At 68.9% G+C, this 27,000-nt stretch carries 25 protein-coding genes; 13 read left to right on the top strand and 12 right to left on the bottom strand.

What is annotated here, in order from left to right; all coding sequences use genetic code 11:
• Positions 1 to 115: 115 nt before the first annotated feature.
• The 3 genes from AC3IF1_RS11485 to upp form a co-directional block, all read right to left on the bottom strand.
• The gene (locus tag AC3IF1_RS11485; protein WP_489217629.1) at positions 116 to 1,357 is read right to left on the bottom strand and encodes an ABC transporter substrate-binding protein; all 1,242 of its coding nucleotides are present in this window, start codon (positions 1,355 to 1,357) and stop codon (positions 116 to 118) included.
• A gap of 119 nt (positions 1,358 to 1,476) precedes the next feature.
• Complete coding sequence (locus AC3IF1_RS11480; protein ID WP_489217628.1) at positions 1,477 to 2,100, bottom strand: DUF938 domain-containing protein; 624 nt, start codon at positions 2,098 to 2,100, stop codon at positions 1,477 to 1,479.
• A 72-nt stretch (positions 2,101 to 2,172) separates the two neighbouring features.
• Positions 2,173 to 2,808, bottom strand: a complete 636-nt coding sequence (upp, locus tag AC3IF1_RS11475; protein ID WP_243967526.1) for a uracil phosphoribosyltransferase — start codon at positions 2,806 to 2,808, stop codon at positions 2,173 to 2,175.
• Between the two features lie 607 nt (positions 2,809 to 3,415).
• Here upp and AC3IF1_RS11470 point away from each other — a divergent pair.
• The gene (locus AC3IF1_RS11470; RefSeq protein WP_489217627.1) at positions 3,416 to 5,107 is read left to right on the top strand and encodes a methyl-accepting chemotaxis protein; all 1,692 of its coding nucleotides are present in this window, start codon (positions 3,416 to 3,418) and stop codon (positions 5,105 to 5,107) included.
• 165 nt (positions 5,108 to 5,272) lie between these two features.
• Here the strand turns inward: AC3IF1_RS11470 and AC3IF1_RS11465 are convergent, their stop codons facing one another.
• Both AC3IF1_RS11465 and AC3IF1_RS11460 read right to left on the bottom strand, forming a co-directional pair.
• Positions 5,273 to 5,737: a DUF2852 domain-containing protein gene (locus tag AC3IF1_RS11465; RefSeq protein WP_243971259.1), complete on the bottom strand. Its 465-nt coding sequence runs from the start codon at positions 5,735 to 5,737 to the stop codon at positions 5,273 to 5,275.
• A gap of 57 nt (positions 5,738 to 5,794) precedes the next feature.
• Positions 5,795 to 6,472, bottom strand: a complete 678-nt coding sequence (locus tag AC3IF1_RS11460) for a TetR/AcrR family transcriptional regulator (RefSeq protein ID WP_243971261.1) — start codon at positions 6,470 to 6,472, stop codon at positions 5,795 to 5,797.
• A 222-nt stretch (positions 6,473 to 6,694) separates the two neighbouring features.
• On the opposite strand from AC3IF1_RS11460, the gene AC3IF1_RS11455 reads away from it, so the two are divergent.
• The 3 genes from AC3IF1_RS11455 to AC3IF1_RS11445 all read left to right on the top strand — a co-directional run bounded on the left by AC3IF1_RS11455 (position 6,695) and on the right by AC3IF1_RS11445 (position 8,847).
• Positions 6,695 to 6,991, top strand: coding sequence for a hypothetical protein (locus tag AC3IF1_RS11455; RefSeq protein WP_489217626.1), 297 nt, complete (start codon positions 6,695 to 6,697; stop codon positions 6,989 to 6,991).
• Positions 6,992 to 7,119: 128 nt separating this feature from the next.
• Positions 7,120 to 7,518, top strand: coding sequence for a thioredoxin family protein (locus AC3IF1_RS11450; protein WP_243971265.1), 399 nt, complete (start codon positions 7,120 to 7,122; stop codon positions 7,516 to 7,518).
• Between the two features lie 132 nt (positions 7,519 to 7,650).
• Positions 7,651 to 8,847, top strand: a complete 1,197-nt coding sequence (locus AC3IF1_RS11445; protein ID WP_489217625.1) for a glycosyltransferase family 2 protein — start codon at positions 7,651 to 7,653, stop codon at positions 8,845 to 8,847.
• Here the strand turns inward: AC3IF1_RS11445 and AC3IF1_RS11440 are convergent.
• Both AC3IF1_RS11440 and AC3IF1_RS11435 read right to left on the bottom strand, forming a co-directional pair.
• Positions 8,828 to 9,787 carry a helix-turn-helix domain-containing protein gene (locus AC3IF1_RS11440; RefSeq protein ID WP_489217624.1) on the bottom strand — a complete coding sequence of 320 codons (960 nt, stop codon included), beginning with the start codon at positions 9,785 to 9,787 and terminating at the stop codon, positions 8,828 to 8,830. The two genes, AC3IF1_RS11445 and AC3IF1_RS11440, sit on opposite strands and share 20 nt — an antisense overlap.
• 518 nt (positions 9,788 to 10,305) lie before the next feature.
• On the bottom strand, positions 10,306 to 11,064 hold the full coding sequence (locus AC3IF1_RS11435; protein ID WP_489220376.1) for a zinc-ribbon domain-containing protein: 759 nt from the start codon (positions 11,062 to 11,064) through the stop codon (positions 10,306 to 10,308).
• A gap of 181 nt (positions 11,065 to 11,245) precedes the next feature.
• Here AC3IF1_RS11435 and ftsE point away from each other — a divergent pair, with 181 nt between their 5' ends.
• The 3 genes from ftsE to AC3IF1_RS11420 all read left to right on the top strand — a co-directional run bounded on the left by ftsE (position 11,246) and on the right by AC3IF1_RS11420 (position 13,839).
• Positions 11,246 to 11,938 (top strand): cell division ATP-binding protein FtsE, encoded by a 693-nt coding sequence (gene ftsE / locus AC3IF1_RS11430; protein WP_043380143.1) that lies wholly within the window; start codon positions 11,246 to 11,248, stop codon positions 11,936 to 11,938.
• A complete protein-coding gene (locus tag AC3IF1_RS11425) occupies positions 11,935 to 12,903 on the top strand; it encodes a cell division protein FtsX (protein ID WP_489217623.1) in 969 nt (322 codons plus the stop codon). The genes ftsE and AC3IF1_RS11425 overlap by 4 nt, the downstream gene beginning before the upstream one ends.
• Positions 12,904 to 13,056: 153 nt before the next feature.
• Positions 13,057 to 13,839 carry a YdcF family protein gene (locus tag AC3IF1_RS11420; RefSeq protein ID WP_489217622.1) on the top strand — a complete coding sequence of 261 codons (783 nt, stop codon included), beginning with the start codon at positions 13,057 to 13,059 and terminating at the stop codon, positions 13,837 to 13,839.
• 38 nt (positions 13,840 to 13,877) lie between these two features.
• Here the strand turns inward: AC3IF1_RS11420 and AC3IF1_RS11415 are convergent, their stop codons facing one another.
• The 3 genes from AC3IF1_RS11415 to AC3IF1_RS11405 all read right to left on the bottom strand — a co-directional run bounded on the left by AC3IF1_RS11415 (position 13,878) and on the right by AC3IF1_RS11405 (position 15,406).
• Positions 13,878 to 14,204, bottom strand: coding sequence for a hypothetical protein (locus AC3IF1_RS11415; RefSeq protein ID WP_489217621.1), 327 nt, complete (start codon positions 14,202 to 14,204; stop codon positions 13,878 to 13,880).
• Positions 14,204 to 14,671: a PTS IIA-like nitrogen regulatory protein PtsN gene (gene ptsN, locus AC3IF1_RS11410; RefSeq protein ID WP_489217620.1), complete on the bottom strand. Its 468-nt coding sequence runs from the start codon at positions 14,669 to 14,671 to the stop codon at positions 14,204 to 14,206. Before ptsN ends, AC3IF1_RS11415 begins: the two co-directional genes overlap by 1 nt.
• A 141-nt stretch (positions 14,672 to 14,812) precedes the next feature.
• Positions 14,813 to 15,406 carry a ribosome hibernation promotion factor gene (locus tag AC3IF1_RS11405; protein ID WP_489217619.1) on the bottom strand — a complete coding sequence of 198 codons (594 nt, stop codon included), beginning with the start codon at positions 15,404 to 15,406 and terminating at the stop codon, positions 14,813 to 14,815.
• Positions 15,407 to 15,659: 253 nt separating this feature from the next.
• On the opposite strand from AC3IF1_RS11405, the gene AC3IF1_RS11400 reads away from it, so the two are divergent.
• From AC3IF1_RS11400 to AC3IF1_RS11390, 3 genes are all read left to right on the top strand, one after another.
• On the top strand, positions 15,660 to 17,228 hold the full coding sequence (locus AC3IF1_RS11400; RefSeq protein WP_489217618.1) for a glucan biosynthesis protein D: 1,569 nt from the start codon (positions 15,660 to 15,662) through the stop codon (positions 17,226 to 17,228).
• Positions 17,229 to 17,266: 38 nt separating this feature from the next.
• Positions 17,267 to 19,432, top strand: a complete 2,166-nt coding sequence (gene mdoH / locus AC3IF1_RS11395; RefSeq protein ID WP_489220375.1) for a glucans biosynthesis glucosyltransferase MdoH — start codon at positions 17,267 to 17,269, stop codon at positions 19,430 to 19,432.
• A 633-nt stretch (positions 19,433 to 20,065) separates the two neighbouring features.
• A complete protein-coding gene (locus AC3IF1_RS11390; protein WP_243971284.1) occupies positions 20,066 to 20,224 on the top strand; it encodes a hypothetical protein in 159 nt (52 codons plus the stop codon).
• A gap of 17 nt (positions 20,225 to 20,241) precedes the next feature.
• Here AC3IF1_RS11390 and AC3IF1_RS11385 read toward each other — a convergent pair whose 3' ends face one another.
• The gene (locus tag AC3IF1_RS11385) at positions 20,242 to 20,442 is read right to left on the bottom strand and encodes a hypothetical protein (protein ID WP_243971286.1); all 201 of its coding nucleotides are present in this window, start codon (positions 20,440 to 20,442) and stop codon (positions 20,242 to 20,244) included.
• A 388-nt stretch (positions 20,443 to 20,830) separates the two neighbouring features.
• Between AC3IF1_RS11385 and AC3IF1_RS11380 the strand changes: the two genes are divergently transcribed.
• Together AC3IF1_RS11380 and AC3IF1_RS11375 are read left to right on the top strand one after the other, a co-directional pair.
• Complete coding sequence (locus AC3IF1_RS11380) at positions 20,831 to 23,143, top strand: Tex family protein (protein ID WP_489217617.1); 2,313 nt, start codon at positions 20,831 to 20,833, stop codon at positions 23,141 to 23,143.
• Between the two features lie 73 nt (positions 23,144 to 23,216).
• Entirely contained in the window at positions 23,217 to 24,419 is a 1,203-nt protein-coding gene (locus tag AC3IF1_RS11375) for an ATP-grasp domain-containing protein (protein ID WP_489217616.1), read from the top strand.
• A 31-nt stretch (positions 24,420 to 24,450) separates the two neighbouring features.
• On the opposite strand, the gene AC3IF1_RS11370 is transcribed toward AC3IF1_RS11375, so the two are convergent.
• Positions 24,451 to 24,882, bottom strand: a complete 432-nt coding sequence (locus AC3IF1_RS11370; protein WP_489217615.1) for a glycosyltransferase family 2 protein — start codon at positions 24,880 to 24,882, stop codon at positions 24,451 to 24,453.
• 500 nt (positions 24,883 to 25,382) lie between these two features.
• On the opposite strand from AC3IF1_RS11370, the gene AC3IF1_RS11365 reads away from it, so the two are divergent.
• The gene (locus AC3IF1_RS11365; RefSeq protein WP_489217614.1) at positions 25,383 to 26,606 is read left to right on the top strand and encodes a flagellin N-terminal helical domain-containing protein; all 1,224 of its coding nucleotides are present in this window, start codon (positions 25,383 to 25,385) and stop codon (positions 26,604 to 26,606) included.
• Positions 26,607 to 27,000 lie beyond the last annotated feature (394 nt).

Genomic DNA, 27,000 nt, shown 5'->3' with positions numbered 1-27,000 from the left:
GAGTGGTGCGACGGCTCGCGCATCGTACCGGATATCGGAACCGGCACGATGCGCTCGCTGTCCGATCAGCATCGCCGTTTTTGAAAAGCCGGCGGCCACCGTTCGGGACGTGGCTCTACCGCGCCGCGGCCTTGACCGCGGCCGGCAGCACGATCTGGCCCTGCGCCAGGCCCTTCGGCCAGATCGCGACCTGCTTGCCGTCCTGCCACTGCGCCATCAGGCCGGTCACGAAGCCCGTCCCGTACTTGATCGAGTGGGTGAAGGGATCGTCCGTGCCGTAGAATTGCGTGCGCCCGACGGTGCCTTCCCAGTCGGTCTTCTCCAGGGCGTCGACCAGCTTGTCGGCCTCCGTGGAGCCGGCGCGCTTCACCGCCTCGGCGGTGTAATAGACCTGATCGTAGGCCATGTAGCCGGCATAGGACGGGTCGCTGCCGAAGCGCTTCTTGAACGCCTCGCTGAAGCCGAGCGACTTCCCGGTGATCGCGGCCCCCGGCACCGCGATACTCTGGAAGATCACCCCCTGCGTGGCGCCGTTGGTGTTGGACCAGAAGGTCGAGGAGGTCGCCTGGGAGTTCATCCCGGTCATGGCGAGCGGCACCTGCTGGTTCTGCCACTGCACGGTCGGCTGGACCCCGACATGCGAGATACCGGTGACGATCAGGTCGGGCTTGGCCGCCTCGATCTTGTTGTAGATCGGCGTGAAGTCGCCCGTGTCCGGCGAGAAGCGGATGTGATCGACGACCTTGACGCCGATCTCGGGGAGGCACTTCTCGTATCCGACGTCGAGGGGCCGGGTCCAGGCCGCGTCCTCGCTCATGATCGCCGCGGTCTTCACCTTCATCAGGTCGAGGAGCATGTCCTTCGTGGAGTCGCAGATCGACTGCGCCAGGGCCGCCGAGGTCAAGTAGCCGTGAAAAGTGTACTTGTTGCGCGCGTAGTCCTTGTGAACGGCGAGGCTGATCTCGTTCGATGCGGCCCCGGGGGTGATCATCGGGGTCTTGAGCCGGGCGGCCCAGGGCATCAGCGCCAGCACCACCTCGGAGACGTAGCTGGCGATGACGAGGTTGACCTTGTCCTCGGAGACCGCCCGCTGGAAGGCGCGCACCGCGTCGGAGGCGGAGCTCTTGTCGTCGTAGGTCACGACCTGGATCTGCCGGCCGTCGACCCCGCCCTTGGCGTTGATCTCGTCGGCGGCGAGCTGCACGGCCTGCGGGATCGAGGCGCCGACCACCGATTGCGCCTCGGCGATCACCCCGATCCGGATCGGGTCGGCGGCGCGCGCCGGGCCCGCTCCCGTCAATCCGGCGACTGCGAGCAGGGCGAGGGCCCGGCTCGAAAGGCTGCGTTCCATCGGCATGGGCTTCCTCCTGGCGCCCGTGCGGCTTCTGCCGTCGCATCGGGTTCACGGGCGGAGTGTGCAACATTCGTCCGGCTGAATTCAATGTGCAGGCGCGCAGACGCGTGACGAATGCCCCGTCAGCTTCCCACGCGCCGGACGACCAAGCTCAGATTGTTCGCCGGCATCGCCACCCGCTCGGAGACGGCCAACTCGTGACGTGCGGCCTCGACCGCGACCGCTTCGCGATCACGTACACCCCAGTCCGGATCGCGCGCGCGCAGGGAGGCGTCGAAATCGGCGTTGCTGTCCGCGCTGTGCCGGCCGTCTTCCCGGAACGGCCCGTAGAGGAACAGGAGTCCGTCCTCCGTCAGGATGCGTCCGGCCCCGGCCATCAGCCCCTCGGTCGCCGCCCAGGGCGCGATGTGGATCATGTTGATGCAGACGATGGCGTCGACGCGGCCGACCGCCCACGAGGCCGCGCGCGCGTCGAGATCGAGCGGCGGCAGGATGTTGGTGGCCCCGGCCCGGCGGACATGCGCCGCGATGCTGCGCCGGGCCTCCGGATCGGGATCGCTCGGCAGCCACGTGAGGGCCGGCAGCGCAGCGGCGACGTAGACCGCATGCTCGCCGGAGCCGCTGGCGATCTCCAGCACAGTGCCCCGCGCCGGCAGGACCCGGCGCAGTACGGCGAGGACCGCATCGCGGTTGCGCGCGACGGCGGGCGCCGTCATGGCATCGCGGTCGACATCCCAGCCCAGCATGCTGCCGTCTCCCGGTGCGCGTGACGGCGCGACATGTTTCGATTGCGGGCCGGACGGAGCGCTCCGCCTTGTTCACCGCGTACCGTACATCCGATCCCCCGCATCGCCGAGCCCGGGAACGATGTAGCCGTGATCGTTCAGGTGGCTGTCGATGGCTGCGGTCCAGATCGGTACGTCGGGATGGGCCCCCTGGAACTTGGTGAGGCCCTCCGGAGCCGCCAGAAGGCAGACGAAGCGCAGGTCCGACGCCCCCCGGGCCTTCAGCAGGTCGAGGGCTGCGATCGCCGAGTTGGCGGTGGCCAGCATCGGGTCGAGGACCAGCACCGTCCGGTCGGCGAGATCCGACGGAGCCTTGAAGTAATACTCTACCGCCTCCAGCGTGTCCGGATCCCGGTAGAGCCCAATATGGGCGACCCGCGCCGAGGGAACCAGCGACAGCATCCCGTCGAGGAACCCGACCCCGGCGCGCAGGATCGGCGCCAGCACCAGCTTCTTCCCCTGGATCTGCCGGCCCTCCATCGGCTGCAACGGCGTCTCGATGGTCACCGGCTCCAGCGGCAGATCCCGCGTCACCTCGTAGGCCAGGAGCATGCCGATCTCGTTCAGGATCTGACGAAACCCCTTGGTCGAGCGGTTCTTGTCGCGCAGGTATGTGAGCTTGTGCTGCACAAGCGGGTGATCCACCACGGTGACCCGACCCATCGGCATGGCCCAACCCTCCGCCTCGGCCACCGAGGAATGCAGGACCCCGGGCCGGGGTGCAACTTCCGAGTTGGACCATCCGGGCGGGCTGATCCGTCGGTGGGAGCGGCAATCGACCCGGATCCGGTCGGCCTTCCGGATACGGGCCGGTCTCCGCATCCGCGGTTTCAGGGCCGGCCGTACGGCCGTGCAGAAAGATTGGCACCGAAGATCAGGGCGTGTTGGAAAGATCAATTTCTCAGGCTATTGCAGAGCCATTTTCCAGGTCTGGTTTGTGATCTCTGTGCAAATAGATGATCAACAATGGGCAGAACTGACCAAAAATCGTCGTCGTCCGCGCAAAATGACAGATTTTAACTTTTCTAAGGAATAATTTTTTTAATAATACAATCTTATTCAGTCGGTCTATAGTTAGAATTGATCAAAAAATGTATGTTTTCATGTACAAATCCGATTGTAAAAAAGCTTCAGAGAGAATTTCTATTACTGTCAGTCAACCTAACAACAGGTGATCCTTCGGCTTGCTGATCGTATCGCATGGCCTAACTGGGGCGAACTGCTTTGTCCTGCTGCGCCCGAACGCCCCGCCCCTGAACCGAGATCAGAGCGAGCTATGCACCTGAATCTATCTCTCAAGACGATTCTGACGATCCTCTTCGGCCTGATGGCGCTCATCGCGGCAGGACAGGGTGTCCTGTCGCTCCGCGACGCCGCCGCGATCCGCCAATCGACCACGGCGCTCGCCACGAACTGGCTGCCGTCCGTCGAGAAGATCAGCGCGATCGAGGTGGCGGCCTCCGAAGTTCGCATCAAACAGTACCGCCTGATCCTGTTGTCGGACACGCCGGAAAACCGGGCGAAAAACGAGACCAGCCTCGCCGAAACGCACACACGCCTGCGGGAGGCACGCCGCACGTATGAACCTCTGATCAGCACACCGGAGGAGCGGACGCTCTACGATGCCTTCGCGGCGTCCTGGAGCAAGTTCGAGCAGGTGGACGGCGATGCCCGCCGCCTGATGGGATCAGGGCAACAGCAGGATGCTGTGAAGCTGTTGGTCGAGCCAAATGTCGTGGTGTTGTATGATGATGCCCGCGCCCTGTTGGCGCGCTTGGTCGCGCATGACGGACAGACGGCGTCCCGCGACGCGGATGCCGCGATGGCGAGTGCGAACGCGGCCACTGTAACGGCGATGATCGGGATCGGTCTGGCCATCGCCTCGGCGCTGGCGGCGGCGGGGTTCGGCCTCCTCTACATCTCTCGGCCGATCCAGGCCATGACCGGGGCGATGTCGCGGCTCGCCGGCGGTGAGACCGGGACGGAAGTGCCGTTCCGGGACCGCCGCGACGAGGTCGGCGCGATGGCGGCCGCCGTGCAGGTGTTCAAGGACAACCTGATCCGCAGCCGCGCGCTGGAGGCCGAGGCCGCCGGGGCGCGCCACGCCGCCGAAGAGCAGCGCAAGCTCGGCATGCGGCAGATGGCGGACCGGTTCGAGGCCGCGGTCGGCGGCATAATCGAGCAGGTCTCGGCCTCCGCCACCGAATTGCAGGCCACGGCCGGGGCGATGTCGTCCATGGCCAGCCAGACCTCCGCCCAGTCCACCGCCGTGGCCGCCGCCGCCGAGGAGGCCGGGACCAACGTCAACACCGTCGCGGCCGCCGCCGAGGAACTCGGTTCCTCCGTCCAGGAGATCGGCCGTCAGGTGGACGGCTCGACCCGGCTCGCGCAGGCGGCGGTCGGCGAGGCCGACCAAACCGGGGCGCTGGTGCTGGAGTTGAGCGGCGCGGTGGCGCGCATCGGCGACGTGGTCGGGCTGATCTCGTCGATCGCCGGCCAGACCAACCTGCTGGCGCTCAACGCCACGATCGAGGCGGCCCGGGCCGGCGCGGCAGGACGCGGCTTCGCGGTGGTCGCCTCCGAGGTGAAGGCGCTGGCCGAACAGACCGCCAAGGCCACCGAGGAGATCTCCGGCCAGATCGGCCGGGTCCAGGCCTCCACGGGTCAGGCGGTCACCGCGATCGGCACGATCACCGCGCGCATCCGCGAGATCGACACCGTGGCGACCTCGATCGCGGCGGCGGTGGAGGAGCAGGGCGCGGCCACGCAGGAGATCGTGCGCAACGTCGGCCAGGCGGCGCAGGGCACCGGCGAGGTGACCAGCAACATCGTCGGTGTCGCCGGAGCGGCGGAGGAGACCGGACGGGCGGCGGGCCAGGTCCTCGGCGCCGCCTCGGAGCTGTCGCGCCAGTCCGAGCATCTCACGGCCGAGATCGACCGCTTCCTGGCCAACATCCGGGCCGCCTGACACGAGCGGCTGCCGGGCGCCTTTTGCCCCCCGGCAGCCGCATCAGAAGGAGTCATCCGGCCCCGTCGCCGGAGGTTCGGTTCCCGGCGATCCGGTCCTCCGGCGGAACATGGCTGGTCCCCTCGGTGATCGGTATCCGGGAACGGCTCGGGAGAGAGTGCGGTATCAGACCGTACGGCCCTCGCCCCCTTCGGTCCGGCGCTTCGCCATGAAGGCGTCGAACTGCTCGCGGTCCTTGGCCCGCTTCAGCTCCTCGACGAACGCCGCGAAGGCGCGGCTTTCCTCCTCGAGGGCGCGGCGCTGCGCCTCAAGCCGGTCGAGTTCAGCGCTGCGATAGGCGTCGAAGGCCGCGTTGCCAGTGCCGTCGCGGCGGCTCGCCGCCTCGAACGCCCGGGCGAAGCGGGAGACCGGCCGCGCATCCCCGAAATCGGACATCGTCCGGCGGGCCGTGTCGCGCAGCTCGGCGAAGGCCGGGTAGCCCGCAATCTTCCAGGCGACGAGCGCGAGCCCGACGGGCCACCAATAGATGAAGCCGACGACGATCGCACCGATCTCCAGCGAACGGCGCGGGAACGGACCGGACCGGCTAAGCCTGCCGGTCGCCCAAGGGGAGGATGTCTGAGAGGTCACGGCTGTGCTCCGCTGTCCATGTGAACGCGGTTAACATGCGGGTGCCGATGACGCCTTTCAAGGCCGTCCGGTGCCGGATCCGTGTTCGCCGGACCGCGCGACGCCGTGGACGAGGGCGAGGACGCCGGCGCGCAGGAGTTCGAACTTGTCCGGGAAGCCGGGACCCCGCGGCAGGTGCCCGGCGGCCGAGAGGGTCGCGAGGCCGTGGGCCAGGGCCCAGACCTCCAGGGCGATGAAGCGGGGTGCGACGCCTCCGAACCCATCGGCGAACGTCGCCTGAAGCGCCTCGACCAGGAGATCGAAGGGGCTCGGCCGAGCGGCGGCGCCTGCGGCACCCGGCGCACCGTCGTGCTCGGCCGCGGCGGACGACAGGCCCCGGGTCTCGAAGATGGCGGCGTAATAGGCCGGCTCCTCTTCGGCGAAGGTCAGATAGGTTTCGCCCATGCGGGTGAACCGCTCCAGCGGGGTACCGCGCGAGGTCAGGGCCCGTGCGAGCCGGGCAGCGAGTTCGGCGAAGCCCCGCCCGGCGAGTTCCTCCAGCAGGGCCTCGCGTCCGCGGAAATGCCGATACAGGGCCGCGGGCGTCACCCCGACGAGGCGCGCGGCATCCACCAGCGTGAAGCCGCCGATCCCGCGCTCGGCGATGAAGCGGCGCGCAGCCTCAAGGAGCGCCTCCTTCAGGTTGCCGTGATGGTAGTTCCGCCGGTCGTTCGGTCCGTCCCGCCAGGGTCGCAAGATCTCACATCCTCTGCGCGCTCGTGCGCACCTCGCAGAACGTCCACCGCACTGTCGAGTCGGAAGACCGCTGGGGCTGCTGAATTCAGCGGGGTGGCGCCGGGCACGACCACGTAAGGCCGATTTTGTTGCCGGTCGCGTTCATGGGCCCGCGCTTGACCGGCTCTACTCCGCGCAACACTCTCGCGCCGCGGTCTTCCACCCCGGGGAAAAGCATCGGACATGGCTTTCGTGAGCCTCAAGGCGTGGCGCGCCCGCTCGGCCGAGCGGGCCGAGATCGCGGCCCGGCTGAAGCGGGAGCTGAGCGCGGCTCTGCGCCTCGGCGAGACCGCCACTCTGTCGGTGAACGAACTCGCCTGCCCAGATCCCGGCTGCCCCGACATGGAAACCATCGTGCTGGTGATGCGGGCGGGCGCACCGACCCGGGCCCTGCGGATCCGGCGCCCGATGGATGCGGTGGACGCGAACGACATCGCCGCGCTCGTGGCGGAGGATCGTCTGGACGCGCCATCTCGATGATGTGATCCGGTGCCCCCGCTTTCGCGCGCGCCGCGTCGCCGGGCCGCGCGGCCTTTCCGGTCCGGTGGTGTACCCTGCCCCAAAGCCGCGCTCCCACGAAGGAGCGTCCGGCATCCGGGAGACGCACCATGAACACCCGCCGCCATGTCGTCGCACTGGCCAGTCTGGCCTTGCTGCTGACCGCCGGTCCCGGTCCGTCACGCGCGGGCGAGACGATCCCGTTCTCGGAGAGTGCCTTCGCCGCCGCACAGCAGAGCGGCCGCCCGATCCTGGTCGAAGTCAGCGCGCCCTGGTGTCCCATCTGCAAGACGCAGAAGCCGATCCTCGCCAAGCTGTCGGCGGACCCGCGGTTCAAGGATCTCCAGATCTTCGACATCGACTTCGACAGCCAGAAAGCGATGCTGAAACGGCTCGACGTGCGGATGCAGAGCACGCTCATCGCCTACAAGGGGGCGACCGAGGTCGGGCGTTCCGTCGGCGAGACCCAGCCCGAATGGATCGAAGGCCTGGTCGAGAAGACCCTCTGACCGGCGTCCCTCTTCGGAGGGACGACCGATACCCTCCGGACACGGGAACGCTTCCGGCTTCGTTCAGGCAAGCCTGGGCATATCCCCGTCGCGGCCCCGGACCCACCCGGCCAGGCCCGACGGAGCCGACCGGTGACGAGCGACCGCCTATCCATCGCCACGACCCCCGACGCGATCGTGGCGGTGCCCGTGCGCAACGAGGAGGAGCGTATCGCGACCTGTCTGCGCGCCATGGACGCCCAGGCGGGCCTGGAACCGGGGAGCCTCGGGCTGGTCCTGTTCCTGAACAACTGCACGGACCGGACCGAGGCCATCGTCGCCGGGCTCGTGCCCACCCTGTCGATCCCGGTCCGGGTCCTGGTCGAGCGGTTTGCGGGTGCCCATGCCGGCTGGGCCCGGCGTCGCGCCATGGATGCGGCGGCGGAGTGGCTCGGCGATGTTGGACAGGCGGGGCTCATCCTGTCCACCGACGCCGACAGCCGGGTGCCGCCCGACTGGGTGGCCCGCAACCGGGCGGCGATCCGGGCGGGGGCCGACGCGGTCGCCGGCCGCGTCGAACTCGATGCCGCCGAGGCGGCCTTGCTGCCGCCGTCGCTGCCCGCCCGAGGCCGCCTCGAAGACCGCTACGACGCGCTCATCACCGAGGCGGAGGCGCGGATCGACCCGGACCCGCACGATCCCTGGCCGTGCCACCGCACCGCGATCGGCGCGACGCTGGCGGTGACCCGCGCGGCCTACCGCGCCGTCGGGGGCATGCCGGAGATACCCCTCGGCGAGGATGGTGCCTTCATCGCGCGCCTCATCGCGCGCGGCTTGCGCGTTCGCCACGCCACCGACGTGTGCGTGACCATCTCGGCCCGCCTCACGGGTCGCGCCCCCGGGGGCGTCGCCGACACGATTCGCGCGCGGTGCGAGGAGCCCGACGCCCTCTGCGACGCCCGGATGGAACCGTTTGCCCGAGCCGTTCGCCGCTACCTTTGGCGGCGCCGGTTCCGAAGGCTGCACGGACGGGGCTTGCTCAGCCGCCATCGCGCCTGGGCTCGGACGCTCGGGATCGGCGCGGCGGAGGCGGATCGGATCGCGACCCTGCCCCTCGGCCAAGCCATCGCGGAGGCCGAGCGCGCCAGTCCGCGGCTCGCCTACCGCCCCATCGGCCCGCGCCACCTGCGGCGGCAGATCCGCATCGCGCGGGTCGGCCTCGCGGCGATCCGCCTGGGCCTCGCCCTGTCCGGATCGATCCGGTCCATCGCAGCCGCGGCAGCACCCCGGCGCGCCGCGGTCGAGCCGCGGGCGACTGCGCCGGATCCGGTCAGCCGTCGCCCTGGGTGAGGAGTTCCCGGGGGGAGAGGCCGAAGCGGCGACGGAAGGCACGGCTGAAGGCGGCCGGGTCGGTGAAGCCGCAACTGGTCATGATCGACGTGACCCGGATGCCCGTCTTCCGCATCATCACGATCCGATCATGCGCGCGGTCGAGGCGCGCCTCTCGGATCCTGGCCGCGATCCCCTCCCCCCCGGCAAAGGCCGCGTAGAGGCGGCTGCGCGAGATCCGAAGGTCTGCGGCCAGGCGGTCGGGACCGAATTCAGGGTCGTGCAGGCACCGCTCGATCCGGGCCAGAGCGAGGGAGCGTAGCGCGTCCCGGGAGAGCTCTTCGCCGTCGGCGCGCTCGGCCCCCCCGTTGATGGCACCGCGCAGCAGGTGGAGGGCGCCCTCGATGGCGATGCCGGTTTCCGCCTCGGACATGTCGGCGACTGAATACGCGAAGGCACGAAGATAGGTGACAAACAATCCGCTCAGCGGCGTCGGACCGAACCTGCGTCCCCCGTATGCGCGCGTATCGCCCATCTCCGCGAGGAACGTGGATCGGGGCACGGTGAGCCGCAACTCCTCGTAGCGCCCCAGGTTTCCCCCACCGCCGGGCCGCTCCCAAGCGTGAAAGGCGATGTCGCCCGCTTTCAGGAGCGCACCGTTGTTGCCCTGCTCGATATAGCCATTGCCTCTCAGGACCACCGTCACCCCGACGTCGTCGCGTCCGTCGCGCCGGACATGCTGGGCCGTCCGCTCGAGTTTGTAAGCATCGCTGAACGCGTGGAGGATCGCGCCGTAGGGCGAGGCGGCGACCGTGCGGCCGGCCGAGAACGGCAGTGCCGAATCGAGCGGCGTCACGTCGACCCCGCCCATTATCGTGCTGCGCCAATAGTCGAAAGCTTGTTTTCCCTCGACCACGTCGGTCGTGGCGGTGGAAACCGGGACTTTCTTCTTTCTGCTCACAATGGATCGCCCCCACAATCCTCAATATCGGGCATAGGCGACGACGCCCTGGCACGCTTGCAAATCCAGGTTTTCAGATCCGACATCGACAAGCAACAGGAAAGCAGAGTTGCCGGGATATGCCGCGCATATCGCTCAATGAGGGACAACGGCTTTGGAAACAGTAAAATCGGTCAATTTCTAGGACTTGAACTTGAAAATTATTAGATATCAGTGCAACGAAGATCTGGATAAACGAAGCGGTTGATGACTGCTTATTCGAAAATATTTTGAAATAATTTCTCTTGATCGATCACAGCTAAGACTTTAATAAATAACACGGCGTCGGTTTTCACTGTAAAAAATCTGCCGTAGATTGTAAAAACGAATTACGATCCAAATACATTGGTCGATCTGAAAAACAATATTACCACTGTTGACGGGAACTGGGAGCGCGCGCGTTCGCCGCGACGAGACGCGTCATCGTTCGGTCATGACCCGTCAGGCGCTCGCGTCGCCGCACCCCGGCGCGCATGCCCTCAATGGCTGCTCACGCCGGCTCGGGCCTCATCGCGTGGCGGTTCGGCACCGGCGAAATGCAACACCACCGAACGCCCGGTGGCGGGCGGGCTGGTCAGCGTCCCGCGGAACCGGGCGGCCTCCGCGTTGCCCAGCACCGCCCGCGGTGCGTTGACCGTGAATGTCCGGATCACGCGACCGCCGGCATCCCGGATCTCGGCGCTGAGCGGCGCGATCGGCATATCGGACCGCGCGACACCCACGAGGTCGCCCTCGACCACGAGTTCGGCCGGACGGCCCTCCTCGGCGGGGCTGCTGAACGCCACGACGTCACGGATCTCGAGGCCGCGCAGGTTCACCGGCAGGCCGATCCGGGCGAACAGGGCTGCGGTCTGCGGGACCGTCCGGACCACGCTCACGCGGGCGAGGCACAGCAGCGGCAGCGCCGCCAGGAGCGTCAGCCCGACCGCCAGGGATGGTGACAGGCCGCCGCGGAGCCGGTGTCTTCTCCCGCGGAACGGCAGCCCGGCTGCGGCTGGGACCGTGGGGGTCGGGAGATCGGAGGCCTCCCGCACCGCGGCGGCCGCCTCTTCCCAGGCCGCGTCGGCGGCCGGATCGGCCTCCGCCGCGAGTTCGGCCTCGTGCCCGGCGAGCACGTCGGCGGGGGTGATGAACCAGGTCTCGCGGCAGGCCGCGCAGCGGACCGAGCGGCCCTCCATGCCGACCTTTCCGGCGTCGATCTGGTAGGCGCTCGCGCAGCTCGGGCAGACGATCAGCATACGCGCCATACTCGCATCCACCGGCCGTACCGCGGCCGGACAGTGAATTCGCTTGAGAAAGTGTGGCTGAACAGGGTTAAGCGCCCGTGAAATTCCGAAGGCCTTGAAAACGCCCGCCGCTCCGGCGATGCCCGTATCGGGATCGGCGAGACACGGCACGGCCTTGAACCTACAGGCGAGCATGAAGAGCCTGCTGCCCGGCGCGGAGCGGCCGGTGGTGCAGTTCGAGAATGTCGGCATGCGTTACGGCCTCGGGCCGGAGGTGCTGTCGGACGTGAGCTTTCGCATCGCCCCGCGCTCCTTCCAGTTCCTCACCGGTCCTTCGGGGGCCGGCAAGACGACGCTGCTGCGCCTGATCCTGCTGTCGGTGCGGCCGACCCGAGGCCTCGTCTCGATCTTCGGCGAGGAGGTGAGCGGCATCTCCGCCAAGGCCCTGACCGGGCTGCGGCGGCGGATGGGCGTCGTCTTCCAGGATTTCCGCCTTCTCGACCATCTCACCACCTACGAGAACGTGGCGCTGCCGCTGCGCGTCCAGGGACGCGCCGAGGCGAGCTACCGGGCCGAGGTGGTGGAGCTGCTGCGCTGGGTCGGCCTCGGCGAGCGCATGCACGCCCTGCCGCCGCTCCTCTCCGGCGGGGAGAAGCAGCGCGCCGCCATCGCCCGGGCGCTGATCGCCCGGCCGGACCTGCTGCTCGCCGACGAGCCCACCGGCAACGTCGATCCCGGACTCGGGCGGCGGCTGCTGCGCCTGTTCCTGGAACTGAACAAGCTCGGGACCTCGGTCATCATCGCCACCCACGATTTCGGCATCATGGATGCGGTCGACGCCCGCCGGATGGTGCTCGGTGAAGGCCGGCTTCGGATCGAGGAATGAGCACGCAGGCCATCCCGCGGGCCCGGCCCGAGCCCCTCGCCGGTCCCCCGGTCCCGTCCGTGCCGGCGAATCTGCGCCGCAACGCGCCGCTGGTGCCGACCGACACGGCGGCGGGGCGCTCCCTGGCGGCGGTCATCGCCATCCTCACCTTCCTGGCGGGGCTCTGCGCCGGTGCCGCCGAGATGGTGGCGGCGAACGCCGCCCAGTGGCAGGGCGACGTCGCCCAGGAGGTCACGATCCAGATCCGCCCGGGTCCCGGGCGCGACGTCGACGCCGACGTGACCCGGGCGGCGGGCATCGCCAAAGCCGAGCCGGGCATCGCCGAGACGCGGATCTTCTCCAAGGCCGAGGCCGAGCGGCTCCTGGAGCCGTGGCTCGGCAGCGGGCTCGATCTGTCGGACCTGCCGGTGCCGCGGCTGATCGCCTTGCGGCTCGCGAGCGGCCAAGGCACCGATCTGAAACGCCTGCGCACGCATCTCCTCGACGCGCTGCCCGGGGTCGCCAGCCTCGACGACCACGCCCTCTGGCTTCAGCGGCTCTCGACCGCGGCCAATGCCTTCGTCGGGATCGGGATCGGGCTCGTGGTCCTCGTCCTGGTCGCCACGGGGCTCGCCGTCACCTTCGCGACGCGGGGTGCGATGGCCAGTAATCGCGAGGTGGTGGACGTGCTCCACTTCGTCGGCGCGGACGACGATTACATCGCCCGCGCCTTCCAGCGCCGCTTCTTCGGCCTGGGCCTGCGCGGGGGCGCCATCGGAGCCGGCCTGGCGATCCTCGCCTTCGTCATCGGAGGGCTTCTGGCCCGGGCCGCGCGGTCCGGACCGGCCGGTCAGGAGGTCGAGGCCCTGTTCGGCGCCTTCCAGATCGGTCTGCGTGGCTATGCCAGCATCCTCCTGATCGGCGTGATCGCGTCCCTGGTGACGGGCGTGGTCTCGCGGATCACCGTGCGCCGCTTCCTGGCCTAGGGACGCCGCGCGCTGTTAGAAGGCGTGGACAGCGGTCACCAGGCGGGCGCGTTTACGATCCGGAAACCTTATCGTCGCGGTGTGGGGGCGGACGACCGGGCCGCCTCCGGGCCGCCGCAATCGACGCCGATCCTCCGGAGGATGACCACGCGTATGCTGCGCGCATCGGATCCGCTCACGACCGACGTCGTCGGTTGGGCCTGGCACGAGCGAGGCTGCCCGCGCGCCGCGCAGCCGCGGCAGCGGGGGCGCATCGCGCTCTGGACCTGCGGCCTCGGGGCGGGTCTCGGGGCGGTGGCCCTGCTGGCCGGGTTCCTGATCTTCGTCAGCGTGCTCGCCCGGCACGAGCGGACGCCGTCCGACCGGGTGGACGGGATCGTGGCGCTCACCGGCGGCGCGCAGCGGATCGGCGACGCGATCGATCTGCTGGCCGGCGGCTACGGGCGCCGCCTGCTCATCACCGGCGTGAACGAGCGCACCAGCCGCGACGAGATCGCCCGGCTGAACCCGACTCAGCGCGCGCTCATCGCCTGCTGCGTCGATCTCGATTATCGGGCGCGCAACACGATCGGGAACGCCATCGAGACCCGGCGCTGGATGCGGGCCCATCGCTTCAGCACCGTGGCGGTGGTGACCTCGAACTACCACATGCCGCGGACGCTGATCGAACTCGATCACGCCCTGCAGGACAGCGACCGCGTCCTGCCGCATCCCGTCGTCACCGAAGCCTTCGACGCCGACCGGTGGTGGCGGAGCCCGCCCGCGGCCCGGCTCGTGGCCTCCGAATACGTAAAGTTCCTGGCTAGCTGGGTGCGCACCCGGTTCGAAACGGATCCGGAACGGTCCCGGGCGGCGGTCCTGATCGGGCGCGGCAAGCCCGTGAAGATCCCGGTGAAGATGGTCGCCGAGCCGCTGGCGGCCCGCGACGTGGATTGAGCCGGCGAATGGGGGGTCCGCGTCCCGCGGGGAGCACCCTATTGGCCGCGGCAATGCGCCTTGATCGCCGCGGAGAACTCCCGGTCCGATCCCTGGACCTGCGCCAGACGCTCGCCGCGTTCCGAGCCGGAGAGGCAGCGGCCGTAGACGCTCGCGACCCGGCGCATCGTCTCCACGTGGCGGCGCCAAACCCGGCAGTTCTTGGCGTCGTCTCCGTCCGCCTGTTCGAGCTGGTCGACGGCCTGCCGCTGCATCGATTGCGACACGAGGAGGTCGCGCGCGCAGGTCGTCTCGCCCTGCGCCAGGACCGGACCGGTCAGCCCCGCGGCCAGCGCGAGGGATGCGGCGTTTCGGAGGTGGGGCATCACGCGGCCTGCGGTGCCGTGGAGCGGGTCAGGAGAGCGTAGAGCGCGCCCGCATCCCGGGCCGCCCGGATATGCGCCAGCATGCCGGGCTCCCGCAGGATCCGGGCGACCTGCGCGAGGGCCTTCAGATGATCGGCGCCGGCGCCTTCCGGGGCCAGCAGCAGGAACGCGATATCGACGGGCTGTCCGTCGAGGGCCTCGAAATCCACCGGCCGATCGAATCGGGCGAACAGACCGAACAGGCGGTCGAGCCCGGGGAGCTTCCCGTGGGGAATCGCCACCCCGTCGCCGATGCCGGTCGAGCCGAGCCGCTCCCGCTGGAGCAGCGTATCGAAGATCGGACGCTCCCCGAGCAAGGGCAGGCGACGCGCCGCGTGGGTCGCGAGGTCCTGAAGGACCTGTTTCTTGGTCCGCGCGCGCAGCGACGGCACGACCGACTCGGGGTCGAGGAATTCCAGAACTGGCATCGAACGACCGTTGCCCCGTCGCCCGCCCGGTCAGGGCGGGCCTCGTTGCAGGAACAGTGACGGCCGCCTCGGCCGCGTCCCCGCACATCAATCGACCGGGAAACAAGCCGGTTCCGGCTCCGTTCCTCCCGACCTGCCCCGTCAGTCGACGGCGTTCAGCGGGTCCACCCAGCCGATTGCGCCATCGCCGCGCCGATATACGACGTTGATGCGCCCGGTGCCAGCATGGACGAACACGAGCACCGGCGAGCCCGTCATGTCGAGGGCCGTGACCGCCTCGCCGATGGTGCGGCGCTGCAGGGTCCGGGTGCTCTCCGCGACGATCGGCGGATGCGCGTCCCCGTCGGCCGGCTCGTCGTCCTCCTCGTCCGGCGCGGCCAGGACCGCGTAGGCAGCCTCGACCGCGACATCGTCGGTCGGCCCGGTGGCGTGCTGCTTCAGACGGTGCTTGTAGCGGCGCAGCCGCGTCTCGAGGCGCTCGGCAGTCTGCTCGAAGCTCGACCGAGCATCGTGCGAGACCCCGTTCGCCTCGATGGTCAGGCCCGATACGAGATGCAGCACGCAATCCGTGCGGAACGCCGACCCGTCCCGCCGCAGCGTGACATGGCCGGTGCAGGCTTCGCTCATGTGCGAGTCGAGGTATTTGGCCTGTATCGCCGACATGCGGTCCTCGACGCGGCCGCGCAGACTCTCGCCGAGATCCACGCCGTGGCCCGTGACTCGCAACGAACCCATGTCGCCTCCCCCGTTTCGATGCAGGCGACCGACTTAGAGAGCCGGCTCGCGTTAAGTCAACGGAGGTGCGCGGATCAGCGGACCGCTTAACCCTGGGTTCAGCCGGGCCGCGTGTATAGACAGGCACCGAGAGCGCGTTCCGCCGGAGCGGCGATCGGTTCGGGACACGGCACGCGTCAGGACGCGGAAGCGGGGCCGGACCGGAATGCCGCGCTGTCGGCAACGGCTTCAGAGACGAGAGACCGACCACCGTATGATAAGTCCCGCCCGACCGCCCCTTGCCCTGACCCGCCGCGGCGTGCTGGCCGGCGCCCTGGGCGCTGCCGCGGGTTCGCTTCCGGGCAACGCGATCGCGGCTGATCCGGAAACGGCGCCGGCCCTCCCGGGCGCCGGCGAGGCCTTCGAGGCGAACACGCTCCTCGATTTCGCCCGGGCCCGGTCCAAGGCGCCCTTTGCCGGCCCGAAATCCGGCGATCTGCCGGCCGCCCTGAAGAACCTGTCCCGGGACGCCTACGAGGCGATCCGCCCCGCCGCGGGACGGGCCGTCTGGGCCGATCGGGGCATCGGCTACAGTTTCGAGCCGCTGTTGCGCGGCTCGATCTTCGACACGCCGGTCGCCCTGTTCCTGGTCGAGAACGGCCTCGTGCAGCCGGTATCCTACGACAAGACCGCGTTCTCGGCGCCGGGGGTGGATCTGCCGGATCTCCCGGCCGCGGCCGCCTTCTCGGGCTTCCGCCTGCGCGCCCGTTTCGTCGTTGGCGGCGATCTGGCGGATTTCGCCCTGTTCCAGGGCGGCTCCTTCTTCCACCTGGTGGCGGAGGGACAGGATTTCGGGATCAACGCCCGGGCCCTCGCCCTGCGGCCGGCGGATGCCCGCGGCGAGGAGTTCCCGCTGTTCCAGGCGCTGTTCATCGAGACCCCCGCCCCCGGGCAGCCCGTCGTGGTCCACGCTTTCGCCGAATCGGATTCCGCGACGGCGGCGTTCAAGCTGACCCTGACCCCGGGCCGGGACGCCTCCGTGGCCGGGATCGACGGCACGGTGTTCGCCCGCGCCGACCTCGACCATATCGGTCTCGGCGGCATGCAGGGGAGCTACCTGTTCGGGGCGCTCGACCGGCGCCGCGTCGACGACCTGCGCGCCGCCGCCTTCTCGGTGGAGGGATTGGCGATCCACAACGGCTACGGCGAGCCGATCTGGCGCCCGGTGCACAATCCCGAGGCGCTCCAGGTCTCGGCCTTCGTGGACCGCGGGCCGAAGGGCTTCGGCCTGATGCAGCGCGCCCGTTCCTACGATGACTTCGACGACGACAGGCGTCACTGGGAGCAGCGGCCCTCGCTCTGGCTGGAGCCGCTGGACGATTGGAGCGAGGGCGCCGTGACGCTGCTCGAGATCCCGAGCGATTCCGAACTCAACGAGAACGTCTTCGCCTATTGGCGACCCAAGGCGACGCTCGCCAAGGGCGGCGAGATGCGCTTCCTCTGCCGGCAGCACTGGTCCAAGGGATGGCCCGACCCGCTGCCGCCCGGGATCGCCCGCGTCAGCGACAGCCGGTGCGGCCATGGCAGCGCCGGCAATCGCCGCCTGTTCGCGGTAGATTTCCAGGGCGATGCGGTGATGGACCCCGGGGACATCGACGTCGATCTCAGCGCCTCGGCCGGGACGATCACCCGGCAGGACCGTTACGCGTATCCCGCGCGCAAGACCCTGCGGATCCTGTTCGAGCTCGATCCCGGCGGTGAGCGGGCCAGCGAGCTGCGCCTCGCGCTCCGGCGCGGACAAGATCGGGCCAGCGAGACTTGGCTGTTCCGCTGGACCCCATAACCCCTGACCGAAACCGAGGATCAGCCTCCGCCGTGCGCATGGACGAGACGACCACCCTGCCCAAGCCCGCAGTCCAGCCGGACGCGCAGCCCGGTCCGGCCGCTCGGGAGGCCGGCTCCGGCCTGCCGCCCGAGGCGCCGCTGGCGATGCCGGTCCAGGATCTGTCGCGCTGGGACGCGCGTGCGGCCCACATTCCGTCGCGCCGGGCGCGCGATCCCTGGCTCGCGCGGCTCTGGGTATTCGGCGGCGCGCTGGCGCTCACCGGCTATGGGGGCTGGCAGATGGTCGAGACCGTGTCGGTGTCGGGCAGCCCGACCGGGCTCCAGCTTGTGCTCGTGGTCCTGTTCTGCCTGACCTTCTCGTGGATCACGCTGGCCTTCACCAGCGCGCTGCTCGGCTTCGCGGTGCTGCTGCGCCGCCCGCGGGCGGCGGCGGTTCCGGCGGTGCTGACGACCCGGACCGCGATCCTGATGCCGGTCTACAACGAGGCGACGGCCCGGACCTTCGCGGGGGTCGAGGCCATGCGGGAGGCCGTGGAAGCCACCGGGCTGGGGCAGCACTTCGACTGGTTCGTGCTCTCGGATTCGACGCAGCCCGATGCCTGGATCGCCGAGGAGCGGGCCTTCCTCGACCTGCGCGACCGCCTCGGGCCGGACGCCCGGCTGTCTTATCGCCACCGGCCCAAGAACCACCATCGCAAGGCCGGCAACATCGGCGACTTCGTCACCCGCTGGGGTGGCCGTTACGACCACATGCTCGTGCTCGATGCCGACAGCCTGATGAGCGGCCCGGCGATCGTGACCCTCGCCGCCGCCATGGAGGCGGACCCGGATGCCGGCATTATCCAGACGCTGCCGCTGATCATCAACCGCAACACGCTGTTCGCCCGGCTCCAGCAATTCGCCGCGCGGATCTACGGCCCGGTGATCGCCGCCGGGCTCTCGGCCTGGTCGGGGCGGGGCGGCAATTACTGGGGCCACAACGCCATCATCCGGACCCAGGCCTTCGCGGGATCCTGCGGCCTGCCCGATCTGCCCGGGAAGCCCCCCTTCGGCGGCCACATCCTGTCGCACGACTTCGTGGAGGCGGCTTTGATCCGCCGGGCCGGCTGGGCGGTCTACATGCTGCCCCGCCTGCCGGGCTCCTACGAGGAGAGCCCGCCCTCGCTGATCGACGTGGCGGTGCGCGACCGGCGCTGGGCCCAGGGCAACCTCCAGCACGCGCGGGTGATCGGGGCGGCCGGCCTGCATGCCGCCACCCGCCAGCACTTCGCCACCGGCATCGCCGGCTACCTCGCGTCGCCGCTCTGGCTGCTCCAACTCGTCGTCGGTATCCTGCTGGTCCTTCAGACCGCCACGGAGCGGCCGGACTATTTCGGCGGCGCCGGCTTCTCGCCGGTCTTCCCGCGGTTCGACCCGGTCCGCGCGCTGCAACTGTTCGGGCTGACCATGGCGGTGCTGCTGGCGCCGAAGCTGCTCGGCCTGATCCTCGCCCTGCTCGACGGCCCTGTGCGGCGGGCCTGCGGGGGCGGCGGGCGGCTGATCCTTTCGAGCCTCGTCGAGATCCTGCTCTCCGCCCTGGTGGCCCCGGTGGCGATGGTGATCCAGTCCGGATCGGTGATGGACATCCTGCTCGGGCGCGATACGGGCTGGAACCCGCAGCGGCGCGACGACGGCTCGATCCCGCTCCGCGATATCGTGGCCCGGCATAGCTGGCACATGGTGCTGGGTCTGGTCGCGGGGGTCGCGGCCTTCGCGATCGCCACGTCGCTGTTCCTCTGGATGAGCCCGACTATCGTAGGCCTCGTGCTGGCGATCCCGATCTCCTGGGCGAGCGGCCAGCTCGGCCTCGGCCTGGCGCTCAAGCGGCGGCGCCTGCTCGCCACGCCGGAGGAGGCTACGCCGCCGGAGATCGCCACCCGCGCCGCCGGCCTGGCCGCCCGCAATGCCGCGCAGGCGTTCGACGCCTCCGATGCCCTGGCGGCCCTGCACGCCGATCCCCGCCTCGCCGACGCGCACGCACGGATGCTGCCGGCCGGCCGCGACCGTCCCCGGGGCGCCATCGACCCGGACCGGACGCTGGCCGCCGCCAAGATCGATGAGGCCGAGACGGTCGGCGAAGCGCAGGCTTGGCTGACGCCGCGGGAGCGCATGGCGCTGCTGCACGACCAGACGCTGATCGACCGCTTGGTCCGGCTCGGTTGAGGTCGAAGACCGGAGGGCTTGATCCGGACCGGGCATTTCGCGGCGAACCTGGCACCGGGGCGGACTTTGGAGGCTGTTTGACCGGTCTTTCCCTATCCCGATCTCATCCTGAGAGGCCGTGAGCCCTTCGATCGATCGCCCGGTCGGCGGATGGGTCAGTCCGGAACAGCCACGCGCCCTCCCTCCCCCGCCTGCGATGTTCACACCTCGCTGGCCGACACGTTCTCTCCTCCCCCTTTGCGGGGAGGCGTTGGAGGTGGGGGTGGCGCAGGATGGAGCGGTGCGGTGCCGTCTGAACCACCCCCACCCCTAACCCCTCCCCGCAAGGGGGAGGGGAAAAGCGCCCCTTTTTCAGAGTGGTGGTGTCAGATTGAGACGTGCGAATCCCGTAGCCCTCCCCCGCAGAGGCTACGGGATTCACACAGCGGGTTTGGTGACGTGGCTTCGGGAGCGGGGGCCTTTCGCCCCTTCCCGAGCCGTTGTCTGAACACCGGTGCCCGGGCTGGAGAGGCCGCTTGGGGCCGGACGTGGATCGCGGCGATCGATCGGCGGCCGCGTCCTCCGTCAGAGGCAATTAACACTTCGACGCCTAAGCTCTCCGTGTCCAACCGGATCCCGTACTCGGAAGCCGCCATGACCCTGATGCTCGGTCTCCTGCTCCTGCCGCTGGCGGTCGCCATTGTCCTGGCCCGCGGCGAGCCGGTCCGCACCATCAGCTGCCTCGGCGCCATGGGTGTCGGTTGCGCGATCGCCTGCCTGAGCGTGGTGAGCCTGATCCGCCACCGGACCTGACCGCCGGGTTCGCGCGGCTAGAGGAACCCGACCTGCCGCGCGCCGCCCGTGAGCGTCCGTCCCGCCCGGGCCACGAGTTGCGAGAAAGCCAGCGCGGCAGCCGTTGCCTGCGCCCGGGACGGAAAACTCCGACGGGATTCGAGGACGGTCTCGGCGGTCTCGTTCAAGAGAACCCAGGACCACAGCGACCGGCTGTTCTCGCGGATCTCGAACTGCACGGGGCGCCTGCCTTTCTCAGCATGCGAGCGCGTAGACTTGCAACGATCGGTGACATCCCGATGACATCATCGGCGGCGCGTCAAGTTCCGATGCGTAGCCAAATCATCAACTTCGCGGGCCCGTCAGAGATGGCGATAGAGGCACATATTTAAGTTGCCTTTGACCCTTCATCACTCAAGACTAATTGGTTTGGGGTATTGATAAATTTAATACGAATGTTGATTTGCAAATAGATCCAGTCACTGTCCACAGACTCAATGACGGTGCGGCCGACTTTCGAGCCCGAAACGCCTGATATCGCCTGGGTCGGTGGAACGCACGAATGCCATGTTTCCGGCGGCTTGACGGGCCAGGCAGAGTCCCAGCAGCCAGTCGACCGGAGACCGCATGAAAGCCGTGAACGCGCGCATCGCCGAAGAACTCGGCGTCGCGGAAGCGCAGGTGGCCGCGGCGGTGGCGCTCCTCGACGGCGGGGCGACCGTCCCGTTCATCGCGCGCTACCGCAAGGAGAATACGGGCGGACTCGACGACACGCAGTTGCGCCGGCTCGAGGAGCGCCTGTCCTACCTGCGCGACCTCGACGACCGCCGCCGTGCCATCGTGGAGGGCATCGAAGCCCAGGGCCGGATGACTCCCAGCCTCGCTGCGGCCCTGGCGGCTGCCGAGACCAAGGCGCGGTTGGAAGACCTCTATCAGCCATTTCGGCCGAAGCGGCGCACGAAGGCCCAGGCCGCCCGCGAAGGCGGGCTGGAGCCGCTGGCGCAGGCCCTCCTAAAACATCCCGACAAGGCCCCCGAGCGCGCGGCGGCTGCGTTCGTGGCGCCCGAGCGTGGTGTGGCGGATGAGGCGGCGGCGCTGGAGGGAGCCCGCGCGATCCTGGTCGAGCACTTCGCCGAGGATGCCGATCTCGTCGGCCGCCTGCGCGCGGATTACTGGCGCAGCGGCCAGCTCGTCGCGAAAGTCCGTAAGGGCAAGGCGACTGAGGGGGCGAAGTTTGCGGATTACTTCGACTGGAGCGAGCGGCTGGAGCGGATGCCCTCGCACCGCATCCTGGCGATCTTCCGCGGTGAGCGCGAAGAGGTGCTCGATATCGCCTATGCGGCGGAGGGCGAGGAGTCGCCGAGCGGGGTCCCGGGCCCGTTCGAGACGGCGATCTGCCGGCGATTCGGCCTCGCCGCCCTCGGACGTCCGGGCGATCCCTGGCTCCTCGAGACCGTCCGCACGGCCTGGCGCACGAAGATCCGGACCGGGATCAAGCAGGACCTGCGCAGCCGGCTGTTCGAGCGCGCCGAGGACGAGGCCGTGAAGGTTTTCGCCGGCAATCTGAAGGATCTGCTGCTCGCCGCTCCGGCCGGCGGGCGGGCGACGATGGGGCTCGATCCGGGCTACCGCAACGGCGTGAAGGTCGCGGTGGCGGACCGGACCGGCCGGATCGTCGCGGTCGAGACGACCTACCCGCACGAGCCGCAGCGCCGCTGGCGGGAGGCCGTGGCGGCGCTCGGGCGGCTCTGCCGCCTGCACGGCGTCGAATTGCTCGCGGTCGGCAACGGCACGGCCTCCCGCGAGACCGAGCGGCTCGCCGCCGAGATCGTCGCCGCCAATCCCGACCTGACGCTCGCCAAGGTGACGGTGTCGGAGGCCGGGGCCTCGATCTATTCGGCCTCCGAGATCGCCGCGCGCGAATTGCCCGATCTCGACGTGTCCCATCGCGGCGCCGCGTCGATCGCCCGGCGGCTGCAGGATCCGCTGGCCGAACTCGTGAAGATCGACCCGAAGTCCATCGGCGTTGGCCAGTACCAGCACGATGTCAGCGAGGCGAAACTGTCGCGCTCGCTGTCGGCGGTGGTGGAGGATGCCGTGAACGCCGTCGGCGTCGACGTGAACACGGCCTCCCCCGCCCTGCTGGCGCAGGTTTCGGGCCTCGGCACCGCACTGGCCGAGCGGATCGTCACGCATCGGGACACGCACGGGCCGTTCCGCTCGCGGGCCGCCCTCAAGGCGGTGCCGGGGCTCGGTCCGAAGACCTTCGAGCTGGCCGCGGGCTTCCTGCGCATCCAGGGCGGTGAGGACCCGCTGGACGCGTCCGGCGTCCATCCGGAGGCCTATCCGGTGGTGCGCCGGATCCTGAAGGCGTCCGGGAGCGACATCCGGGTTCTGCTCGGCAACACGGGGGCGCTCGCCAAGCTGACGCCCGAGACGTTCGTCGACGCCCGCTTCGGTCTGCCGACCGTGCGCGACATCATTGCCGAGCTGGAGAAGCCCGGCCGCGATCCACGCCCCGCCTTCAAGACCGCGCATTTCCAGGAGGGCGTCGAGACGATCGGCGCCCTGAAACCGGGCATGCAGCTCGAGGGCGTGGTCACCAACGTGGCCGCGTTCGGCGCCTTCGTGGATATCGGGGTCCATCAGGACGGCCTCGTCCACATCTCGGCGATGGCGCGCCGCCGTATCGCGTCCCCCACGGAGGTGGTGCGGATCGGCGAGGTGATCCGCGTCCTGGTGTTGAGCGTCGATGTCCCGCGCAAGCGGATCGCACTGTCGATGCGCCTGGACGATCCGATCGAGCCGCCGGTGCCGGCGGTGCGTGCGGGATCCGAATCGAACCCGGCTCGGTCGCGCGCGTCGCCGGAGGCGCCGGCGGGCGGCCCGCTCGCGGATGCGCTCCGGCGGGCGGGGATATCTTCGTCGCGCCGCGGTTGAATCAAATCGCCGTGACGGCACCCGCACGATACCCGTCCCTCGATGCCGCACAGCCATCGGCCGGAGTGAACTGATGCCAGCGACGCGCGACGCAGTTCCCAGTCCGCTCATCGGGCCGGCCCGCCTCATCCGGGCGGCGTTCGAGGGTGCGGATATGGCCGCCCGGGCCAACGCGATCCTGTCGGCATCGACGGACGGCGTCCTCGAAGCCGGCACGGCCCTCGACCTGTCGACGATCCTACTGCTGATGCATCGCCACGACGAGGCGCTCCAGCTTCAGGCCGAGGTCCTGCAGAGTAACCGCCACTTCGCGCTCCGCTCCAACGGGCCCGCCGCGACGACCCGCGTCCTGGTCCTCGTCACGGCCGGCGATCTCATGGCCAATACGCCGGTCGATTTCCTGTTGGATGATCCGATCTTCCACGTGGAATACGTCTTCGTGCTCCCCGGGGATCCTGCCCTCGAATCGCTTCCGGAACACGACGTCTGCATCGTCGGGGTCGCTTATTCCACCGCGAACGAGCCGGTGCTCGACGCCCTGACGTCCGCCGCCGCGCGCTGGGCCAGGCCCGTGGTCAATCATCCGCGCAACGTCCTCAAGACGTCCCGGCACGGGATCGCGGACGCGCTGCGCGGTGCGGCGGGCGTCGTGGTCCCGCCCATCGTCCGCATGGCGAAATCGGAGCTCGCGTCCAGAGCGAACGAACTTCCGGACGGCTTGCGCTACCCGGTTCTCATCCGCCCCATCGACACCCACGCCGGCAACGCCCTGCAGAAGCTTGACGGGCCCCAAGACCTCGAAGCCTACTTACAGGGCGCCGACGAGGCCGAATTCTACGTCACGCAGTTCTGCGACTACAGCGGCCGCGATGGGCTGTACCGGAAGCTCCGCATCGTCCTGATCGACGGCGCACCGTTCCTCTGCCACATGGCCCTGCGCGATCACTGGATGATCCACTATCTGAACGCGGGCATGAACGAGGACCCGGCCAAGCGAAGCGCGGAGGCCTCGGCGATGGCCGCGTTCGACGCCGCCTTCGTACCCCGTCACCGGACGGCCCTGGCCGAGATCCACCGCCGGACCGGGCTCGACTACCTGATCCTCGACTGCGCCGAGAGTCGCGACGGTCGACTGCTGGTCTTCGAAGCCGATACCGGGATGATCGTCCACGATATGGATCCCGTCGATCTGTTTCCCTACAAACCGCCTCAGATGCGCGGGGTCTTCGCCGCGTTTCATCGGGCGATCGAGACACGCGCGGCGCGCGCCGTGTGAAAGCCGGCGCGACGCGAGGACGGGCGATCACTCAGAGTTTGTAGGATTGCTCGCCGATATGGCCGAGCTCCTTGCTGAGGGAGGGATCGCACCAGATCCGATAGCCGAGGGACCGGACGCGATCGCTGAAATCGTAATCCTCGCCGATGTTGACGCCGGCCTCCTCATCGACGCGAAACCGGAAATACGGCCGCTTCAGCCGCTCGAACACCGTGGCTTTCACCAGCAGGAAACCCGTCGGGATGCGTGCCATCTCCAGCAAGCCCTTCGGCACGTCCGCGGGCTGCTCCGGAAGGATGTCACCCAGGAAATGGAACGGCGCCGTCCGGCGGGAGTAGGTCGCCGCGATGATATCGACGTTGCGCACCAGAAGCCTGAGCAGGGCATCGCGCGGGAACGTCATGTCGCTGTCGATGAACAGGACGTAATCCGCTTTGAGCTTCTGCGCGAAGTCGAGACCCATGTTCCGCGCGTCAGCGACGATCGATGATTTTCCAACCACGATCGACATCGGCATCTCGCCGAGCGAATGCATCATCGAGCTGAGGCACACGGCGAAATCTGCGTGAACCATCGTTCCGCACGGGATCGCGATCGTGACATGCGGGAACGTCATCGGGAGGTCGACATGCGGGGGACTTGCCTCGACAGGCGTTTGAACGATCACGGTCGAGCTCCAAACAGGATGTGGCACCGCCCGCGTCCACCCATTGATCGGCTCGGTTCCACCCGAACAAGATCCACCAGACCGCAGCAGCCGCCGCGGTTATGTCGGGTTATGGTTAATGGATCCTGAACACCTACGAGAACTGCGATGGATCAGATTTGATCTCTCAGTACTAAATTAAGGATCGCGCCGCATACTGTGGAATAGCGCGCCGCTTTAACGAGTCCGAAACGTCTGCGGAGCGATTACTGCTGAGCCCGAGAAACGGGTGGCACAAATCAGAAAGATATCGACCGATGTCCTCGATCACCCTCTCGGCCGCGACCCGTCAGAACCTGCTTTCGCTGCAGGATACGGCCTCGCTCCTCTCGACCACCCAGAACCGCCTGGCCACCGGCAAGACGGTCAACTCGGCGCTCGACAACCCGACCAACTTCTTCACCTCGCAGGCCCTCGACAGCCGCTCCTCGAGCCTGAACTCCCTGCTCGACGGCGTTTCCAACGGCGTCCAGTCGATCCAGGCCGCCAACCAGGGCATTACCTCGATCCAGAAGCTCGTGGATCAGGCGAAGTCGCTCGCCAACCAGGCGCTGTCGACCCAGCTCTCCACCACCGGCACGGCGACCAACGCTTTCCCGGTCACCACGAGCACGGCCTCCACGACGGCCCTGTTCACGATCAATGGCACCTCCGTTTCGGCAAACTTCGCCGCGTCGTCGAGCATCACATCCGTGGTGTCGGCGTTGAACTCCGCGGTCAGCTCGGCCAGCACCACGTCGGGCGGCTCGTTCGGCGCCGGCGCGATCTTCTCGGTCGATAGCACCGGCACCAAGATCGTCCTGAACGCGCAGGCCGACGTGGAATTCCAGAACTCCACCAGCCAGGCGGCGCTCGGCTTCGCGTCGTCCTCGACCACGGCCTCGACCTATGGCACTGCCGCCAGCACGGTGGTCTCCAGCGACCTGGCCGTGTCCGGCGTCAGCCAGCGCAAGTCCCTGTCGCAGCAGTACAACAACCTGCTCAACCAGATCACCCAGCTCGCCGGCGATGCCAGCTACAACGGCGTCAACCTGATCGCCGGCACCGGCAACAACCTGACCATCAAGTTCAACGATACCGGCAGCTCCAAGCTGGATGTCGCCTCGGTGGACGCGACCGCCAGCGGCCTGGGCCTGACCTCGATCACCAACTCGAACAGCTCGACGAGCTCGAACGGGCTGGGCAACTTCCTGCTGAACTCCGACGTCAACTCCACCCTGACCACGCTGACCAACGCCGGCAGCGCCCTCAACTCGGCGGCGAGCAACCTGGGCTCGAACCTCTCGGTGGTGCAGAACCGCCAGGATTTCTCGAAGCAGCTCATCAACGTGTTGCAGACCGGCTCGGCCAACCTGACCAACGCCGACCTGAACCAGGAAGCCGCCAACTCGCAGGCGCTGTCGACCCGTCAGTCGATGGGCATCTCGGCGCTCTCGCTGGCCAACTCCGCGCAGCAGGGCGTCCTGCAGCTCCTGCGCTGAACGCGAGCTTGGGTGAAGAACAGGGCCGGCCGGGGTCATTCCCGGCCGGCCTTTCGTTTGCGCGGGCGCCCTCGCGATCCGATGCTTCGCCGTGGCCCGTCGCCCTGTCGATCGCCGGACGCCCGGGTCGGCGGCGGAAGCGCCCAGCCCGACCGCCCGCTGCCCCCTCCCGAGGACACGCCGACGCGCCCAAGGCGTCCAGAGCGCGCGCCATAGGCGAACCAACGCGCAGGTCATGCGGACATCCCGGGCGTCGCCGCTGGGCTGTTGGAACGTCTCGACGGGGCAACCCAGGCGCGTTGCCATGCCGGCCCGGCCCGCAGCACCCTGGTCTGCGAAGGCCATCGAAGCCTGTATTCCCCCAAGATGCCAGTCGTATCAGTATTGCCTCTGA

It is taken from the genome of Methylobacterium sp. E-012, from assembly GCF_057836545.1.
This window is presented reverse-complemented; position numbering and strand designations above follow the sequence as displayed.

Excerpts from the sequence above, each read along its gene's own strand:
- AC3IF1_RS11485 (WP_489217629.1), bottom strand. The coding sequence starts at position 1,357 with ATGCCGATGGAACGCAGCCTTTCGAGCCGGGCCCTCGCCCTGCTCGCA.
- AC3IF1_RS11480 (WP_489217628.1), bottom strand. The coding sequence starts at position 2,100 with ATGCTGGGCTGGGATGTCGACCGCGATGCCATGACGGCGCCCGCCGTC.
- upp (WP_243967526.1), bottom strand. The coding sequence starts at position 2,808 with ATGCCGATGGGTCGGGTCACCGTGGTGGATCACCCGCTTGTGCAGCAC.
- AC3IF1_RS11470 (WP_489217627.1), top strand. The coding sequence starts at position 3,416 with ATGCACCTGAATCTATCTCTCAAGACGATTCTGACGATCCTCTTCGGC.
- AC3IF1_RS11455 (WP_489217626.1), top strand. The coding sequence starts at position 6,695 with ATGGCTTTCGTGAGCCTCAAGGCGTGGCGCGCCCGCTCGGCCGAGCGG.
- AC3IF1_RS11450 (WP_243971265.1), top strand. The coding sequence starts at position 7,120 with ATGAACACCCGCCGCCATGTCGTCGCACTGGCCAGTCTGGCCTTGCTG.
- AC3IF1_RS11435 (WP_489220376.1), bottom strand. The coding sequence starts at position 11,064 with ATGCTGATCGTCTGCCCGAGCTGCGCGAGCGCCTACCAGATCGACGCC.
- ftsE (WP_043380143.1), top strand. The coding sequence starts at position 11,246 with ATGAAGAGCCTGCTGCCCGGCGCGGAGCGGCCGGTGGTGCAGTTCGAG.
- AC3IF1_RS11425 (WP_489217623.1), top strand. The coding sequence starts at position 11,935 with ATGAGCACGCAGGCCATCCCGCGGGCCCGGCCCGAGCCCCTCGCCGGT.
- AC3IF1_RS11420 (WP_489217622.1), top strand. The coding sequence starts at position 13,057 with ATGCTGCGCGCATCGGATCCGCTCACGACCGACGTCGTCGGTTGGGCC.
- AC3IF1_RS11415 (WP_489217621.1), bottom strand. The coding sequence starts at position 14,204 with ATGCCCCACCTCCGAAACGCCGCATCCCTCGCGCTGGCCGCGGGGCTG.
- ptsN (WP_489217620.1), bottom strand. The coding sequence starts at position 14,671 with ATGCCAGTTCTGGAATTCCTCGACCCCGAGTCGGTCGTGCCGTCGCTG.
- AC3IF1_RS11405 (WP_489217619.1), bottom strand. The coding sequence starts at position 15,406 with ATGGGTTCGTTGCGAGTCACGGGCCACGGCGTGGATCTCGGCGAGAGT.
- AC3IF1_RS11400 (WP_489217618.1), top strand. The coding sequence starts at position 15,660 with ATGATAAGTCCCGCCCGACCGCCCCTTGCCCTGACCCGCCGCGGCGTG.
- mdoH (WP_489220375.1), top strand. The coding sequence starts at position 17,267 with ATGGACGAGACGACCACCCTGCCCAAGCCCGCAGTCCAGCCGGACGCG.
- AC3IF1_RS11390 (WP_243971284.1), top strand. The coding sequence starts at position 20,066 with ATGACCCTGATGCTCGGTCTCCTGCTCCTGCCGCTGGCGGTCGCCATT.
- AC3IF1_RS11380 (WP_489217617.1), top strand. The coding sequence starts at position 20,831 with ATGAAAGCCGTGAACGCGCGCATCGCCGAAGAACTCGGCGTCGCGGAA.
- AC3IF1_RS11375 (WP_489217616.1), top strand. The coding sequence starts at position 23,217 with ATGCCAGCGACGCGCGACGCAGTTCCCAGTCCGCTCATCGGGCCGGCC.
- AC3IF1_RS11370 (WP_489217615.1), bottom strand. The coding sequence starts at position 24,882 with ATGGGTCTCGACTTCGCGCAGAAGCTCAAAGCGGATTACGTCCTGTTC.
- AC3IF1_RS11365 (WP_489217614.1), top strand. The coding sequence starts at position 25,383 with ATGTCCTCGATCACCCTCTCGGCCGCGACCCGTCAGAACCTGCTTTCG.